The 15,202-nt window shown below is 72.3% G+C and carries 17 protein-coding genes; 11 read left to right on the forward strand and 6 right to left on the reverse strand.

What is annotated here, in order from left to right; genetic code table 11:
- Window positions 1-3 precede the first annotated feature (3 nt).
- Entirely contained in the window at window positions 4-1,005 is a 1,002-nt protein-coding gene (locus ABTX18_RS08435) for a GNAT family N-acetyltransferase (protein WP_352121982.1), read from the reverse strand.
- A gap of 117 nt (window positions 1,006-1,122) precedes the next feature.
- On the opposite strand from ABTX18_RS08435, the gene fdxA reads away from it, so the two are divergent.
- On the forward strand, window positions 1,123-1,443 hold the full coding sequence (fdxA, locus tag ABTX18_RS08440) for a ferredoxin (protein WP_018956287.1): 321 nt from the start codon (window positions 1,123-1,125) through the stop codon (window positions 1,441-1,443).
- Window positions 1,444-1,563: 120 nt separating this feature from the next.
- Entirely contained in the window at window positions 1,564-2,658 is a 1,095-nt protein-coding gene (gene dapC / locus ABTX18_RS08445) for a succinyldiaminopimelate transaminase (RefSeq protein ID WP_352121983.1), read from the forward strand.
- An 82-nt stretch (window positions 2,659-2,740) separates the two neighbouring features.
- Here the strand turns inward: dapC and ABTX18_RS08450 are convergent, their stop codons facing one another.
- Complete coding sequence (locus tag ABTX18_RS08450; protein ID WP_352121984.1) at window positions 2,741-3,106, reverse strand: ATP-binding protein; 366 nt, start codon at window positions 3,104-3,106, stop codon at window positions 2,741-2,743.
- 276 nt (window positions 3,107-3,382) lie between these two features.
- Window positions 3,383-4,330, reverse strand: a complete 948-nt coding sequence (locus ABTX18_RS08455; RefSeq protein ID WP_352121985.1) for a hypothetical protein — start codon at window positions 4,328-4,330, stop codon at window positions 3,383-3,385.
- A gap of 113 nt (window positions 4,331-4,443) precedes the next feature.
- Here ABTX18_RS08455 and dapE point away from each other — a divergent pair, with 113 nt between their 5' ends.
- Both dapE and ABTX18_RS08465 read left to right on the forward strand, forming a co-directional pair.
- Complete coding sequence (gene dapE / locus ABTX18_RS08460) at window positions 4,444-5,523, forward strand: succinyl-diaminopimelate desuccinylase (RefSeq protein WP_352121986.1); 1,080 nt, start codon at window positions 4,444-4,446, stop codon at window positions 5,521-5,523.
- Window positions 5,524-5,618: 95 nt separating this feature from the next.
- Window positions 5,619-6,404 (forward strand): LOG family protein, encoded by a 786-nt coding sequence (locus tag ABTX18_RS08465; protein ID WP_136330752.1) that lies wholly within the window; start codon window positions 5,619-5,621, stop codon window positions 6,402-6,404.
- A gap of 248 nt (window positions 6,405-6,652) precedes the next feature.
- Here ABTX18_RS08465 and folP read toward each other — a convergent pair whose 3' ends face one another.
- The gene (gene folP, locus ABTX18_RS08470) at window positions 6,653-7,525 is read right to left on the reverse strand and encodes a dihydropteroate synthase (RefSeq protein WP_352121987.1); all 873 of its coding nucleotides are present in this window, start codon (window positions 7,523-7,525) and stop codon (window positions 6,653-6,655) included.
- 121 nt (window positions 7,526-7,646) lie between these two features.
- On the opposite strand from folP, the gene ABTX18_RS08475 reads away from it, so the two are divergent.
- Window positions 7,647-8,075 (forward strand): hypothetical protein, encoded by a 429-nt coding sequence (locus tag ABTX18_RS08475; protein ID WP_352121988.1) that lies wholly within the window; start codon window positions 7,647-7,649, stop codon window positions 8,073-8,075.
- Window positions 8,072-8,662, forward strand: coding sequence for a DNA-3-methyladenine glycosylase I (locus ABTX18_RS08480; protein ID WP_352121989.1), 591 nt, complete (start codon window positions 8,072-8,074; stop codon window positions 8,660-8,662). The genes ABTX18_RS08475 and ABTX18_RS08480 overlap by 4 nt, the downstream gene beginning before the upstream one ends.
- Window positions 8,663-8,674: 12 nt before the next feature.
- On the opposite strand, the gene chcB is transcribed toward ABTX18_RS08480, so the two are convergent.
- Window positions 8,675-9,487 carry a 2-cyclohexenylcarbonyl CoA isomerase gene (gene chcB, locus ABTX18_RS08485; RefSeq protein WP_352121990.1) on the reverse strand — a complete coding sequence of 271 codons (813 nt, stop codon included), beginning with the start codon at window positions 9,485-9,487 and terminating at the stop codon, window positions 8,675-8,677.
- A gap of 326 nt (window positions 9,488-9,813) precedes the next feature.
- Here chcB and ABTX18_RS08490 point away from each other — a divergent pair, with 326 nt between their 5' ends.
- Complete coding sequence (locus ABTX18_RS08490; protein ID WP_003966491.1) at window positions 9,814-9,981, forward strand: DUF3117 domain-containing protein; 168 nt, start codon at window positions 9,814-9,816, stop codon at window positions 9,979-9,981.
- 106 nt (window positions 9,982-10,087) lie between these two features.
- Here ABTX18_RS08490 and ABTX18_RS08495 read toward each other — a convergent pair whose 3' ends face one another.
- Window positions 10,088-10,753: an O-methyltransferase gene (locus ABTX18_RS08495; RefSeq protein ID WP_352121991.1), complete on the reverse strand. Its 666-nt coding sequence runs from the start codon at window positions 10,751-10,753 to the stop codon at window positions 10,088-10,090.
- Window positions 10,754-10,935: 182 nt separating this feature from the next.
- Between ABTX18_RS08495 and sigE the strand changes: the two genes are divergently transcribed.
- The 4 genes from sigE (at window position 10,936) to ABTX18_RS08515 (ending at window position 15,141) form a co-directional block, all read left to right on the forward strand.
- Window positions 10,936-11,697 carry an RNA polymerase sigma factor SigE gene (gene sigE / locus ABTX18_RS08500; protein ID WP_352121992.1) on the forward strand — a complete coding sequence of 254 codons (762 nt, stop codon included), beginning with the start codon at window positions 10,936-10,938 and terminating at the stop codon, window positions 11,695-11,697.
- A complete protein-coding gene (locus tag ABTX18_RS08505) occupies window positions 11,694-12,686 on the forward strand; it encodes a zf-HC2 domain-containing protein (protein ID WP_352121993.1) in 993 nt (330 codons plus the stop codon). The genes sigE and ABTX18_RS08505 overlap by 4 nt, the downstream gene beginning before the upstream one ends.
- Window positions 12,687-12,840: 154 nt before the next feature.
- Window positions 12,841-14,565, forward strand: coding sequence for a S1C family serine protease (locus ABTX18_RS08510; protein ID WP_352121994.1), 1,725 nt, complete (start codon window positions 12,841-12,843; stop codon window positions 14,563-14,565).
- Window positions 14,566-14,664: 99 nt separating this feature from the next.
- Window positions 14,665-15,141, forward strand: a complete 477-nt coding sequence (locus tag ABTX18_RS08515) for a sec-independent translocase (RefSeq protein WP_352121995.1) — start codon at window positions 14,665-14,667, stop codon at window positions 15,139-15,141.
- The last annotated feature ends 61 nt before the right edge of the window (window positions 15,142-15,202 follow it).

Below are 15,202 nucleotides of genomic sequence, written 5' to 3' on the forward strand. Positions count from 1 at the left end.
GCGCTACGCCGCCCGGAAGTGGTGGTACAGGTGATGCGTCGCGAAGCCCATCCCGTCGTACAGCCCCCGGGCGCCGTCGTTGGCGGCCTCCACCTGGAGCCACGCCGCCGACGCGCCCTCGTCCATCGCCTGCCGGGCCAGCGCGGTCATCACGGTGGTCGCGAGCCCCTGCCTGCGGTGCTCGGGAGCCACCTCGACGGCCATGAAGCCCGCCCACCGGCCGTCCACCACACACCGCCCGATCGCGGCGGGCGCCTCGTCCCCGGCCTTGCCCGGCACGGTCGCGAACCATACCGAGGGGCCGCCGCCCAGCACCGCCGCCACCTCCGGGCCCGGCGTCCCGACGCGCTGGTAGCGGGCGAACCACGCCTCGTCCACCGTGCGGCTCAGCCGCACCCGGGACACCTCGGCCGCCAGATCGCCGATCGGGGCAAGCGCCGCGATCCGCACCTCCGCGGTCACCTCACGCCGCCACCCGTGACCCTCCAGCGCCGCGCACAACTCCTCCTGCGCGCCTTCGGCGCCGGTCGCGGTCTGGATGTACGCGGGCAGCCCCCGGTCCGCGTACCACTGCCTGACCCGCCCGAGCGCGGCGTCGAGCGGCACGCCCGGATCGCCGAGCGGAAGTACGGAGTTGGCACGCCGGGTGAAGCCGCCGGCGGCGCGCAGGAGCCAATCGCCCAGGGGTTCGCTCTCCACCGGCTGCCAGGCGCGCGCGCAGACGGGGGCGAGCTCCGCGAAGGAGGCCGCGGGTCCGCGCCGGCGGGCCGGTGCGGCGGGGACGACCTTGCCCGCCACCAGCGCCGATTCCACGATCCGGACGGACTCGCCGCTCTTCGGTGTGACTGACAGCACACCCTCGTTCCAAGATGTGAGAACACCGACCGTGTCGGTGAATTTCGGACCCTGGGGACCGTCCTCGGTCAGGCGCCGGACCGATACCCGTTTACCCACGTCAGCCGGTGCAATTCGGACCTCCAGCCGTCCGCCCATGGTGAATTCCACAGCTCTGTCCGCCCCTCCTGTTCGGATCGTGCCCGGGAACGGAGATACTAGGTGCGGGCATCGACGACGCCGCGCTCCCGCGCGAGAGCCAACGCCCTACCGAGGAGGAACGACAGCGTGACCTACGTCATCGCGCAGCCTTGTGTCGACGTAAAGGACAAGGCCTGCATCGAAGAGTGCCCCGTCGACTGTATCTATGAGGGCCAGCGGTCCTTGTACATCCACCCGGACGAGTGCGTCGACTGTGGAGCCTGCGAGCCGGTCTGCCCGGTCGAAGCGATCTTCTACGAGGACGACACCCCGGAGGAGTGGAAGGACTACTACAAGGCGAACGTCGAGTTCTTCGACGACCTCGGGTCGCCGGGTGGTGCCTCCAAGCTGGGTCTGATCGAGCGCGACCACGCGTTCATCGCCGCGCTGCCGCCGCAGAACCAGTAGCAGCGTCCCGGCACGTGCGTCGCCCCGGTCCCGTACGGCTCGTCACCGTGCGGGACCGAGGTGTTTCCCGCGCCCCTTCCGGGCCGCCCGCGTGAATCCCGTACGAGAAAGCAGAGATCCGTGTCCGCAGTCTCCTCCCGCCTCCCGGTCTTTCCCTGGGACAGGCTCGCGCCCTACAAGTCGACGGCCGAGAGCCACCCGGACGGCATCGTGGACCTGTCCGTCGGCACGCCCGTCGACCCGGTGCCCGAGCTGATCCAGCAGGCGCTCGTCGCCGCCGCGGACAGCCCCGGCTATCCCACGGTGTGGGGGACGGCCGCCCTGCGGGACGCCCTCACCGGCTGGGTGGAGCGCCGCCTGGGCGCGGTGTCGGTGACGCACGGGAACGTGCTGCCCGTCGTCGGCTCCAAGGAGCTGGTGGCCTGGCTGCCGACCCAGCTGGGTCTCGGCCCCGGCGACAAGGTCGCCTACCCGCGGCTCGCCTACCCGACGTACGAGGTCGGCGCCCGGCTCTGCGGCGCCGAGCCCGTCGTCTACGACGACCCGACGGAGCTGGACCCGGCCGGACTGAAGCTGCTCTGGCTCAACTCGCCGTCGAACCCGACCGGCAAGGTGCTCCCCAAGGACGAGCTGACCCGGATCGTCGCCTGGGCGCGCGCGCACGACGTGCTGGTCTTCAGCGACGAGTGCTACCTGGAGCTGGGCTGGGAGGCCGAACCGGTCTCCGTGCTCCACCCGGACGTCTGCGGCGGTACGTACGAGGGCGTCGTCGCCGTCCACTCGCTCTCCAAGCGCTCCAACCTCGCCGGATACCGCGCCGCGTTCATCGCGGGCGACGCGGCCGTGCTGAGCGAGCTGCTGCTGATCCGCAAGCACGGCGGGATGATGACGCCCGCCCCGGTCCAGGCGGCGACCGTCGCGGCGCTCGGCGACGACCGCCACGTGGCCGAGCAGCGCACCCGGTACGCGGACCGGCGCGCGGCCCTGCGTGCGGCGCTTGAGGCCCACGGCTTCCGGATCGAGCACAGCGAGGCGAGCCTCTACCTCTGGGCAACGCGCGACGAGCCCTGCTGGGACACCGTGGCGTACCTGGCGGAGCTGGGCATCCTGGTGGCGCCCGGGGACTTCTACGGGCCGGCGGGCGACCGCTTCGTGCGCGTGGCGTTGACGGCGACCGACGAACGCGTGGCGGCCGCGGTCAAGCGACTGGGCTGAGCAGAGACGACAGGCACGCGCGAGGGCCTCGGGAGTGCGCACTCCCGAGGCCCTCGCGCGTCCGTGCAGCGTGTGGTGCGGATCAGCCGATCGGCAGGCCCTGGGTGGGCAGCCCCTTGGTCACGGCGCCGGTCGCGTCGCCGAGGGCGTCGCTCGCGCCGCCCTTCGCGGTCTTGCCGCCCGTCTCACTGAGGGTCTTGGCCGCCACCGGCAGCGTGGTCCCGACGACCTTGCCACCGGCCTTTCCGGCGGTGTCGGTGGCCGGCTGCGCCGCGCCTTCGACCGCCTTGCCGAGTCCGGCGCCCTCGACTGTGGTGAGACCGCCGAGCTCCGGGGCGTGCGGGAGCACCGCGGCACCGGCGGCACCGGCCGCACCGACCACGGGGGCCGCGCCCGCCGCGATCAGCAGCGCGGTACGGGCGATCCGACGGGTCAGGGGGAGGGACATGATGCTCCTTCGACGGGGTGGGAATTGCTGGTGTCCGTGGGCCGGACGCCATGACAACCGTCGTGGGGGAGGGAGAGGTTGCGGTGTGCCGACGTAAAGATCAGGTAATGCGTCACATAATCCGCAACGGAGGAACCCGGGCAAACACTGCAGGACGCCCCCACTCGGCGAACCGTCACTTCTCCCTCGCCGCAAGGGAATGGACGCCTGCGGGAGACCACGTACGGGAGCCCGTACGGGCAGGACGCGGGCCCCCTGTGCGGGTGACAGTTCGTACTACTGCGCGAGGCGCATACGGACCGCGCCGGTGCCCGATTCCTTGCGCTCCGTCCGCCAGCCCGACCCGGCGTCCCACGTCCGGCCGGCGTACGCGACCTCGTCGAGGCCGAGTGCCTCGGACTGGGCGACCGCCCAGTGCGCGAGTTCCCAGCCACGCTGCGGAGCACCGTCCTGGCCGGCCCTGAGGGCCGCCCGCACCGGTACCGACAGCGTCCCGGTGCCCGCGGCCGCACCGGCGGCCGGGGCCTGCGCGTCCGCCCCCTTCCCGGAAGGCAGGACGTCCTTGCCGAAGGAACGCAGCAGCTCGGCCCGGACCTTCGCCATCTCGCCCGTCCCGGCCGTCGTCCGCGGCGGGTCGCAGTTCAGCGCGGCCGGCGTCCGCCCGGTCAGCGCGGCGGCCAGCAGCGCGGCATCCGGCTCGTGCTTCGCGTAAGCCTGGGGGAAGCCGCTGCGCTGGACCCGCTGCGCGGCCACGGTGAGCGGCAGCCGCGAGTAGCCCGGCACCTCGGCCAGGTGCTGGTAGAACTTCCCGGACGAGTAGACGGGGTCCAGGATCTGCTTCTCGGTGCCCCAGCCCTGCGAGGGACGCTGCTGGAACAGCCCCAGCGAGTCCCGGTCGCCGTGCTCGATGTTGCGCAGCCCCGACTCCTGCAGCGCCGTCGCCAGCGCGATCGTCACCGCCCGCTCCGGCATGCCGCGCGTGGTGCCGACCGCGGAGATCACCGCGGCGTTCGCCGCCTGCTCCGAGCTCAGCCGGTAGGTGCGCCCCTCGCCCGCCGAACCGTCGGCCGACTCAACGGTGCACTGGTCGGAACCCTTGCCGCCCGTCACGTACTGCACGGTCAGATACCCGGCCACCGCCACGAGCACGGCAAAGGCCGCCGTGACGCGCAGGCGGCGGTTTCGGGCGGTGTGTCGGCGGGCTGGGGCAACGGTCCGGGGCACGGGGCCACCGTACGCGAGGCACGGTGCCTGTCCGGAGTCCCCCGTCGTTCGCGCGGAGCGCGGGCGTCGGGACGCAGGCGGGGGGCTACCGGACAGGCACTAGGGTCGTAGCCATGGCCGAAAGCACGCTTGACCTCACTCTGGACGGGCCCGCGCTCACCGCGTGGCTCGTCGACTTCCCCTCGGTCAGCGGGGAGGAGAAGGACCTCGCCGATGCCATCGAGTCGGCGCTGCGGACCCTTCCGCACCTGACCGTCGACCGGCACGGCAACAACGTGGTGGCCCGGACGAACCTCGGCCGCGGCGAGCGCGTCGTACTGGCCGGTCACATCGACACCGTGCCGATCGCCGACAACGTGCCTTCGCGCCTCGACGAGGACGGCCTGCTGTGGGGCTGCGGCAGCTCCGACATGAAGTCCGGCGTCGCCGTCCAGCTGAGGATCGCCGCGACCGTCCCCGAGCCCAACCGCGACCTCACCTTCGTCTTCTACGACAACGAGGAGGTCGCCGCCCACCTCAACGGCCTCGGACACATCGCCGCCGCCCACCCCGACTGGCTGAAGGCGGACTTCGCCGTCCTCCTGGAGGGCTCCGACGCCGAGGTCGAGGGCGGCTGCCAGGGCACGCTGCGCGTGTTCCTCCGTACGGAAGGGGAGCGGGCCCACTCCGCCCGCAGCTGGATGGGGTCCAACGCCATCCACGGCGCCGCCCCGATCCTCGCCCGTCTCGCCGCCTACGAACCGCGCAAGCCGGTCATCGACGGGCTGCAGTACCACGAGGGCCTCAACGCCGTACGGATCGAGGGCGGCGTCGCCAACAACGTCATCCCCGACGCCTGCACGGTCGTCGTCAACTACCGCTACGCCCCGGACCTCGGCCCCGAGGAGGCCCTGGCCCACGTGCACGAGGTCTTCGCCGACTGCGGCGTCGTCGAATTCACCGTCGACGACCACTCCGGCGCGGCCATGCCCGGCCTCTCGCACCCGGCGGCCAAGGCCTTCATGGCGGCGGTCGGCGGCACCGCCCGGCCCAAGTTCGGCTGGACCGACGTGTCCCGCTTCGGCTCGCTCGGGGTCCCCGCCGTCAACTACGGCCCCGGCGACCCGATCCTCGCGCACAAGCGCAACGAGCACGTGCGGACCGACCGGATCACCCACTGCGAGGACCGGCTCCGCTCCTGGCTCACGACCTGACCTCGGGTGTTCCCCTGTCCGTAACCTCCGGGGATCTACGCTGGCGTGAGACAGAGCGCCGAAGGGCGGCTCTGACGTCGGCGTAGGGAGCAGTCATGGGCAACCCGGAGGACGCAAGGATCCCTGAGGGCGCGGAGGTCCCCGAGGGAGCGGTCAAGCCCGAGGAACAGCGGCTCGGCCCGGTGCTGCGCCGCAGGGACCAGGTGCAGCCCGGCACGACCGATCAGCGGCTGCTGGACTCCGAGGGCGACTCCGAGTGGGTGCACACCGACCCATGGCGGGTCATGCGCATCCAGTCGGAGTTCGTCGAGGGCTTCGGCGCACTCGCCGAACTGCCGAGCGCGATCAGCGTCTTCGGATCCGCCCGCACACCGGCCGGTACGCCGGAGTACGAGGCGGGCGTGCGCATCGGCCGGGCGCTCGTCGAGGCGGGCTTCGCGGTGATCACCGGGGGCGGCCCCGGAGCGATGGAGGCGGCGAACAGGGGCGCACGGGAGGCGAAGGGCGTCTCGGTCGGCCTCGGCATCGAGCTGCCCTTCGAGTCGGGCCTCAACCCGCACGTCGACATCGGCGTCAACTTCCGCTACTTCTTCGTCCGCAAGACGATGTTCGTGAAGTACGCCCAGGGCTTCGTCGTCCTGCCCGGCGGCCTCGGCACCCTCGACGAACTCTTCGAGGCGCTCACCCTGGTCCAGACGGGCAAGGTCACCCGCTTCCCGATCGTGCTGTTCGGTACGGAGTACTGGGGCGGCCTGGTGGACTGGCTCCGCGACACGGTGGTGGCCCAGGGCAAGGCGTCGTCGAAGGACCTGCTGCTGTTCCACGTCACGGACGATGTGGAGGAGGCGGTGGGCCTGGTGACGAAGGAGGTCGGCCGCTAGCGCGACACGCTCCCGCGAGACCGGGACCGCCCGCGTATCGCCCAGCCCCTCCGGCGATTGAGGAGCGGGGTCCGGGGCGGAGTCCCGGTTACGGGAAGGGGCGGGGAGAAGGCCCGCCGCAGGCGCCCCGGCTCACCGCACGCCCCCCGCCCACGGCAGGCGCCGAGCCGGGCCCGGCGGCGCGGAGCCGAGCAGCGCCCCGCCCCCGAGGCGCGCCCACCGCAGGCGCACGCGCCCGCCCAAACTCGCTACGCGAGCCCCCGCCGCGCCACCGCCGGCGCCCGCCGCCCCGCGATGGACGCCACCATGTCCAGGACATCCCGCGTCTCCGCGACCTCGTGGACCCGGTACACCCGCGCCCCCAGCCACGCGGACACCGCGGTCGTCGCCAGCGTCCCGAGCAGCCGCTCCTTCACCGGCCGGTCCAGCGTCTCGCCGACGAAGTCCTTGTTGGAGAGCGAGACCAGTACGGGCCACCCCGTCTCCGCCATCTCGCCGAGCCGGCGCGTCGCCTCCAGCGAGTGCCGGGTGTTCTTCCCGAAGTCATGTCCGGGGTCGATCATGATCCCGTCCGGCCGGACCCCCAGTGCCACGGCCCGCTCGGCCAGCCCCACGGTCACCCGCAGGATGTCGGCCATCACGTCCTCGTACCCGGCCCGGTGCGGCCGGGTCCGCGGCTCGGCGCCGCCCGCGTGGGTGCAGACCAGCCCCGCCCCGTACCGCGCGGCGACCTCCGCCAGCTTCGGGTCGACCCCGCCCCACGCGTCGTTCAGCAGGTCGGCGCCCGCCTCGCAGACGGCCTCCCCGACGTCGTGGCGCCACGTGTCGACGCTGATCACCACGTCCGGGTGGCGGCGGCGGACCTCGGCGACGAACCCGACGGTGCGACGGGCCTCCTCCTCGGCGGTGACCTCCTCGCCGGGGCCGGCCTTGACCCCGCCGATGTCGATGATCGCCGCGCCGTCGGCCACGGCCTGCTCGACCCGGGTGAGCGCGGGCTCGTCGTGGAAGGTGGCGCCCTGGTCGTAGAAGGAGTCCGGGGTGCGGTTCACGATCGCCATGATCACCGGCTCGTGCGCACCGAATTCGCGCCGCCCCAGCCTGAGCGCACCGCTTCGCATCCCGCATCTCTCCCTGTGAATCCCCCGGCGGAAACCCCACCAGGACCGACTGCCGACCCTAACTGTCAGTCCCTCATGGCACGATCGGACCCGGACGAATTCCGCTCCCGGGGAGATACGCGTGTTCTGGTTCTTGCTGCTCGCGATGGTGGTGGTGGTAGCCGCGGTCACCCTTGCGGTGGTCGGCGGAGGGAAGAGTGCCATCCTGCAGGACGTGGCGCCCGAGCAGCTGACGGATCCGCTGCCCGCGACGCGCCCGGTGGGCCGCGCGGACGTCGAGGCGCTCCGGCTGCCCGTCACCGCGCGCGGCTACCGGATGGCCGATGTGGACGACGCGCTGGGCCGTCTCGGCGCCGAGCTCGCCGAGCGGGACGCCCGCATCGCGGAGCTGGAGTCGGCGCTCGCCGGCGCCCAGGCCACGCGGGCCGGCCGTCCCGATCTGCTGAAGCGGCCCGAGGAACGGCCACACGCGCCCTGGGAGTCACCGGAGCCGCAGGACGCGGCCCCCCAGCCCAATGCCCCGCGCCCCGACGAGGAGACCGGACGATGAGCGGCGGCGCCCAGCCGGCGGCGGACGGCGGGCTGCGCTGCCCCTGGGGCCTCGCCACCGAGGACTACCGCATCTACCACGACACCGAATGGGGTCGCCCGGTCCGCGGCGACGACGCCCTGTTCGAACGGCTGAGCCTGGAGGCGTTCCAGTCCGGGCTGTCCTGGCTGACGATCCTGCGCCGTCGCGAAGGCTTCCGCAGCGCGTTCGCCGGGTTCAGCATCCCGAAGGTCGCGGCGTTCACCGAGGCGGACCGGGAGCGGCTCCTCGCCGACGCGGGCATCATCCGCAACCGGGCGAAGATCGACGCCACCCTCGCCAACGCCCAGGTGCTGGCCGGCTGGCAGGACGGCGAGCTGGACGAGCTGATCTGGTCGTACGCCCCCGATCCGGCGAGCCGCCCCGCCCCCCGCGTCCTCGGGGACGTGGCGGCCGTCACCGCTGAGTCAACGGCGCTGTCGAAGGACCTGAAGAAGCGCGGGCTGCGGTTCATCGGCCCGACCACGGCCTACGCCCTGATGCAGGCGTGCGGCCTCGTCGACGACCACCTCGCCGACTGCGTGGCCCGCGGCGGCGGCGCCGCGTAGCGCGGAGCCCGACTACCGCCCGAGGTACTTCGGCTTCTCCTTGTCGAGGAACGCCTGCACCGCGATCGCGTGGTCCTGCGACGCGCCCGCCCTCGTCTGGAGTTCGTCCTCCTTCTCCAGCGCCTCGGCAAGGGTGTGACCTGCGCCGTAGGCGAGGGACTCCTTGAGCGCGGCATACGCCACCGTCGGGCCGTCGGCCAGGGCGCGGGCCACCGCGGCGGCCTCGGCGGCGAGGTCGGCGGCGGGCACCAGCTTGTTCACGATGCCCAGGTCGTGGGCGTCCTTGGCGGAGATGGAGCGCGGGAAGAGCAGCAGATCGGCGGCACGGCTGTGGCCGATCAGCCGGGGCAGCGTCCAGGAGACGCCCGAGTCGGCGGTGAGGGCCACACCGGCGAACGAGGTGTTGAACGAGGCGGTGTCGGCGGCGACCCGGTAGTCGCAGGCGAGGGCGAAGCCGAAGCCCGCACCGGCGGCGGCGCCGTTGACCCCGGCGACGACCGGCTTCGGCATCTCCGTGAGCGCCCGCACGATGGGGTTGTAGTGCTCCTGGACCGTGCTGAGCGCGTTGCCGCCCCCCGACGCACGGACCTCGGACAGCTTGGAGAGGTGTTCCTTGAGGTCCTGGCCGACACAGAAGGCGCGCCCGCCGGCCGCGGTCAGCAGGACCGCCCGCACGGCGGTGTCGGCACCGGCCGCCTGCAGGGCGTCACGCAGGGTCACCTTGGCCGCGGTGTTCATGGCGTTCATCGCGTCGGGACGGTTGATCGTGATCGTCGCGAGCCCGTCGCTCACTTCATAGAGCACGGCGTCCTCGTGATCGGCCATGTGCGGTCCCCTCTGTGCGTCTTCGACGCGTCTTCGAAATGCCCTGTCCAGGCCAGCATGACCGACGCCGGCGGACGCGAACATGTGACCTGCGTCTAACAATTCCGCCGCGATGGGGGGTGCGAAGGGACGGAGTATCGCAGTCGGATCGCCGAATTGGGTGGTTTTGAGAGAGCGCGTTGCGCAAGCGATGCAGAGCGATGTTGGTCATCGGGGTCTGTGATGCGGGATAATGACGTGGAAGCAACGTGTTCGATGCCGGTGAGGCAGCGCCTGTCATGGGGCCGCCGGTTGCGATTGAGCTGGTTTCAGGAAGGGGAACGAGCATGGCGGCCATGAAGCCGCGGACGGGCGACGGCCCGCTCGAGGTGACAAAGGAGGGGCGGGGCATCGTCATGCGCGTTCCGCTCGAAGGTGGCGGTCGGCTTGTCGTGGAGCTGACTCCGGACGAGGCCGATGCCCTCGGCGATGCCCTCAAGAAGGTCGTCGGCTGAGCTAGAGACGCCCACACTTCACCACTGTCCCGGCACGGTCTCCGTGCCGGGGCAGTGGTGCGTTCGGGGTGGTGTGCGGACGGGGTGCTGTCCGGGCAGGACGGGCTCAGCCCCGTCGTACCGCGCAGAGAAGGCCGTCGCCCACCGGCAGCAGTGTCGCCATCAGCTCCTGGCTCTCGCGGACCGCGCGCAGCAGCTCGCGCAGGCGCAGCACCTCCGCGGGCTGGGCGGCGGAGTCGACCGTACGGCCGTCCGCGAAGACGCCCTCGAAGCAGACCAGACCACCGGGCCGCAGCAGGCGCAACGATTCAGCGAGGATGTCCAGGCTCTCCAGCCGGTCGCCGTCGCAGAACACGAGGTCGTATCCGCCGTCCGCCAGCCGGGGGAGTACGTCGAGGGCGCGGCCGGGGATGAAGCGGGCCCGATTGGCGGCGAAGCCGGCCGCGCGGAACGCCTCACGGGCGAACTGCTGGCGTTCGGGCTCCGGGTCGACCGTGGTCAGCACCCCGTCGGGGCGCATGCCGTGCAGCAGATAGAGGCCGGACACGCCCGTTCCCGTGCCGATCTCGGCCACCGCCTTGGCGTCCGTCGTGGCAGCGAGCAGACGCAGCGCTGCGCCGGTGCCTGGTGACACCGAGCGGAGCCCCGCGTCGCGTGCCCGGTCCCGGGCCCAGCGCAGTGCTTCGTCCTCGGCGACAAAGGCGTCGGCGAACGCCCAGCTCGTCTGCCGGTTGGCGGTGATGACCCTCTCCTGTCCCCGTAGTTGGCGCAACGGTGACTGTATCCGCTGCACCCGGGAACCCGCAGATGGGACCGGGCGTTAGGGAAGAGCAGGGGAAAGCACGCCGATCGGGCCCGCGGACCGGGCCCGGAACCGGCGGGCGGCCGGTTCCCGGGGACATCCCCGGCCCCAGCAGGAAAAAGGCTTATCCGGAGCTAACGGGCGAGGTGGCTATGGTAGGGGCTCCACTGGACACCACCAGAGCCGATAGGGGAGGTGCGGCTGCGCCTGTGGATCGGGGAGGAGTGCTGTGGCGCTTCCTCAGGTCGGCGGGTGAGCCGAAATCCGTGACCAACATTGCTGACCGTTCTTCCAACGACTCCGCACCGACCGCGACCTTCGCCTCTGATGCGGACTCCCAGGCGTGGACGCCGCCCTCATGGGAAGAGATCGTCAGCACGCACAGCGGTCGTGTCTACCGCCTTGCCTACCGGCTGACGGGTAACCAGCACGACGCCGAGGACCTCACCCAGGAGGTCTTCGTCCGGGTGTTCCGTTCGCTGTCGACGTACACGCCCGGCACCTTCGAGGGCTGGCTGCACCGCATCACGACCAATCTGTTCCTGGACATGGTCCGCCGCAAGCAGCGCATCCGCTTCGACTCCCTCGGGGACGACGCCGCGGAGCGGCTGCCGAGCCGGGAGCCGTCGCCCCAGCAGGTCTTCAACGACACCCACTTCGACGCGGACGTCCAGCAGGCGCTGGACACCCTCGCGCCCGAATTCCGGGCCGCGGTCGTGCTGTGCGACATCGAGGGACTTTCGTACGAGGAGATCGCCGCGACACTCGGCGTGAAGCTCGGCACCGTGCGCAGCCGTATCCACCGCGGGCGCTCGCACCTGCGCAAGGCGCTGCAGCACCGCTCGCCGGAGGCCCGTGCCGGGCAGCGCTCGCTGGCGGGCGCCCTCGTCTCGGGGGAGGGCGGAACGGCGTGAGCGGCACAGGTCCGACCTCCGCGGAACAGCACCTGGGGGACCGTCTCGCCGCGCTCGTCGACGGCGAGCTGAAGCACGACGCCCGGGACCGGTGCCTCGCCCACCTCGCGACCTGCGCCAAGTGCAAGGCCGAGGCCGCCGCCCAGCGGCGCCTGAAGAGTGTCTTCGCACAGTCGGCCCCGCCCTCGCCCTCCGAGGGGTTCCTTGCCCGGCTCCAGGGCCTTCCCGGCGGACCGGGTGGTGACGACGCCGGCCGGGGAAGACCCATGGGCGGCTCAGGGCTGTTCGGTGACGGCGTCTTCCCCGTGATGCACCCCTCCGGCAGCCGTGCGGAATCGCCCTCGGACGGCTCCCCGCCGACCGCCTTCGGTTACCTTCCGACGCTCCACGGTCCGGCCGCGGTGATGCCCGCGGCTCCGGCCGGATCCGTCTTCCGGATCCACGAGGCCGGCCGCGAGGGCGACCGCTCGCCGTGGCGGGGACGCCGGTTCGCCTTCGCTGCGGCCAGCGCCGTCTCGCTGGCCGCCATCGCGCTCGGCGGCTCCCTGCCGACGGACTCGGGCACCGAGACGCCCACGCGCGCCGGCGGCCCGGGCAGTGCCGTGGCTCCGCTCGACGGCGACGCCCGTGCGGAGAGCGGCACCGTCAGCCGCCGAGGAGGCGGCAGCCACGGCACGCTCGCCGCGGCCGGCGCCGACCACCGGTTCTCGCTCGCGGTGAACGCGGTGAACGCCGCGCCGTTGGCGTTCTCCTCCGCGCCCTCCCTGCTCGGCACCGGGGGGTTCAACGGCAACCCGTTCGCGCTTCCCGTCCAGCACACCGTGTCCGCGCCCTCGCTGATACGCCCCGACGCGAGCAACCCACTGTTCGCCCGGGCACTCGGCAGCGGACTCGCCCCGTCCACCCCGGCGCCGTCCCGGACGCCCACCACGGCTGCCGGAGTGCCGGCCCCCGCCGATCACGGGCTGCCGCTTTCGCCCCGCCGCTGATGAAGGGCGGCGGCTGATGAAGGGCCGCTGACGAAGGTCGGTGTACGGGGCTGCGCAGGGCATCCGTAAACCTGGTTGAATTCCGGCAGGATTTCCGGAGGGCCGCCCCGTCGGGGGCGTGCAGAGGCCGGCTTACGGCAGTTGCGGGGAGAGCATGGACGACGGGAAGACCACCGAGCCGAAGGCGAAGTGGTGGAGCCGGCCCGCGCCGGGGCGCGCCACGCGCACGGCGCCCGAGGAGCCGTTGCCCGTCGAGGACGCGATGCCCCCGGCCGCCGAAGCCGAACACACAGCCGTGACCGTGACGCCCGAGACCTCGGGGCCGGCCGACGTGACCCCGGCCCCCGAGGACGCCGCGCCCGCGCCCCGGACGCCCGGGCAGCCGCTCCACGAACCCGACCCGTACGGCACCCCGCCCTACGGCGGCCCCGGCCCCTGGGCGCCCGCACCTCCCGTGCAGCGGCCGACCCCGGCACACGGCACCCCCGTGCCCCCGCCCCACGCGGGGACGAACGGCGCCGGCCTCACCGTGCCGCATACCCCCGCGCCCGCCTTCCAGGCCGCGCCCCCGATGCCGCCGCACCCGCAGGCCCACCCGCAGGCCCAGGCGCACGCCCCTCACGCCCAGGCCGCGCACCCGCAGCCGCACCCCCAGCCGCACTCACCGCAGCCCCCGTCGCCCCAGTGGCTCCAGTACGACCCCTGGAGCGCGCCCCGGCAGCCGCTCATCACCCAGCCAGGACCGCCGCTCGGCCCCGACGGCCGCCGGAAGAAGCGGCGCGGCCCGGTCCTCGTCGGCGCGCTGCTCCTCGCCCTGGTGGCGGGCGGCATCGGTGGCGGCATCGGCGCCTACGTGGAGCGCAACGGGGGCCTCACCGCCATCGAGCTGCCCCAGGACGAGCGCAACGGCGGTGGGCGCGCCCCCGACAGCGTCGCCGGCATAGCGGCGAGCGCCCTGCCCAGCGTGGTCACCCTGCACGTCAGCGGCACCGCCGAATCGGGCACCGGCACCGGCTTCGTCCTGGACGACCGGGGCCACATCCTGACCAACAATCACGTGGTCGCCCCGGCCGGTTCCTCGGGCGAGATCACCGTGACGTTCAGCGGCGGTGAGACCGCGAGCGCCGAGGTCGTCGGCAAGGACAGCGGCTACGACCTGGCCGTCGTCAAGGTCAGCGGCGTCTCCGGGCTGAAGCCCCTGCCCCTGGGCAACTCCGACAACGTGCGGGTCGGGGACCCTGTGGTGGCCATCGGCGCACCCTTCGACCTGTCCAACACCGTGACGTCCGGCATCATCAGCGCCAAGGACCGGCCGATCACGGCGGGCGGTGAGAAGGGCGACGGCAGCGACATCAGCTACGTCGACGCGCTCCAGACCGACGCCCCGATCAACCCGGGCAACTCCGGCGGCCCGCTGGTGGACACCGACGCGCATGTCATCGGGATCAACAGCGCCATCCGCGCCGCCGACACGGGCTCGACGACGGAGGGCGGCCAGGCCGGTTCCATCGGTCTCGGCTTCGCCATCCCGATCAACCAGGGCAAGCGCGTCGCCGAGGAGCTCATCAACACCGGGAAGGCCACCCACCCGGTGATCGGTGTGAGCCTCGACATGAAGTACACGGGGGACGGCGCCAAGGTCGGGCCCAAGGGCGCCGACGGCAAGTCCTCCGTCACCGAGGGCGGTCCCGGCGCTCGGGCGGGCATCCGTCCGGGCGACATCATCACCGAAGTGGACGGCAGGCGGGTGCACAGCGGGGAGGAGCTGATAGTGAAGATCCGCTCGCACCGGCCGGGCGACCAGCTGGAGCTCACGCTGACCCGAGGCGGTAAAGACCTGTCCATGACTTTGACGCTCGGCTCGGCAACCGGCACGTGACGGCCACGAGAAGCTACCGCCCGGACAGTTCCGGCGGGTACCGTGGTCCGTGCCCGGGCCCCATCCGACCTGGTCGCGGAGAACACGAGGAGCCGCAAGGTGTTCAATGACATAGGCCCACTGGAGCTGGTGGCGCTGGCCATCATCGGCGTACTCGTCTTCGGTCCGGAGAAGCTTCCCAAGGTCATCCAGGACGCCTCGCGCTTCATCCGGAAGATCCGTGAGTTCTCGGAGAGCGCCAAGGCGGACATCCGCACGGAGCTCGGACCGGAGTTCAAGGACTTCGACTTCGAGGACCTCAACCCCAAGACGTTCGTCCGCAAGCAGCTCATGGACGGCAATGACGATCTGGGGCTGAAGGAGATCCGGGAGAGCTTCGATCTCCGCAAGGAGGTCGCCGAGGTCACCGACGTGGTGAACGGGCGCGGGAGTTCCGCCGTCGAGGCGAAGAGCGGCGTGTCGGGCGGTTCGGCGGTCACCGCGGCCAATGGCTCCGCGGGCGCTCCCGACCTGCTCAAGAAGAGTGAGCAGCCCACGAAGACCGACCACCCGCCGTTCGACGCAGACGCCACCTGACACCGGTCAATCCCGGCGTGTCAGGACGGTATGGCTATTCTCCATCTGTCCGGTGATGTGT

Origin of the sequence: Streptomyces sp. NPDC096323 (genome assembly GCF_040302845.1) — a bacterium.
Taxonomy (GTDB): domain Bacteria; phylum Actinomycetota; class Actinomycetes; order Streptomycetales; family Streptomycetaceae; genus Streptomyces.

Excerpts from the sequence above, each read along its gene's own strand:
- ABTX18_RS08450 (WP_352121984.1), bottom strand. The coding sequence starts at position 3,106 with ATGTCCCTCCCCCTGACCCGTCGGATCGCCCGTACCGCGCTGCTGATC.
- dapE (WP_352121986.1), top strand. The coding sequence starts at position 4,444 with ATGGCCGAAAGCACGCTTGACCTCACTCTGGACGGGCCCGCGCTCACC.
- ABTX18_RS08465 (WP_136330752.1), top strand. The coding sequence starts at position 5,619 with ATGGGCAACCCGGAGGACGCAAGGATCCCTGAGGGCGCGGAGGTCCCC.
- folP (WP_352121987.1), bottom strand. The coding sequence starts at position 7,525 with ATGCGAAGCGGTGCGCTCAGGCTGGGGCGGCGCGAATTCGGTGCGCAC.
- ABTX18_RS08480 (WP_352121989.1), top strand. The coding sequence starts at position 8,072 with ATGAGCGGCGGCGCCCAGCCGGCGGCGGACGGCGGGCTGCGCTGCCCC.
- chcB (WP_352121990.1), bottom strand. The coding sequence starts at position 9,487 with ATGGCCGATCACGAGGACGCCGTGCTCTATGAAGTGAGCGACGGGCTC.
- ABTX18_RS08490 (WP_003966491.1), top strand. The coding sequence starts at position 9,814 with ATGGCGGCCATGAAGCCGCGGACGGGCGACGGCCCGCTCGAGGTGACA.
- sigE (WP_352121992.1), top strand. The coding sequence starts at position 10,936 with ATGGTAGGGGCTCCACTGGACACCACCAGAGCCGATAGGGGAGGTGCG.
- ABTX18_RS08510 (WP_352121994.1), top strand. The coding sequence starts at position 12,841 with ATGGACGACGGGAAGACCACCGAGCCGAAGGCGAAGTGGTGGAGCCGG.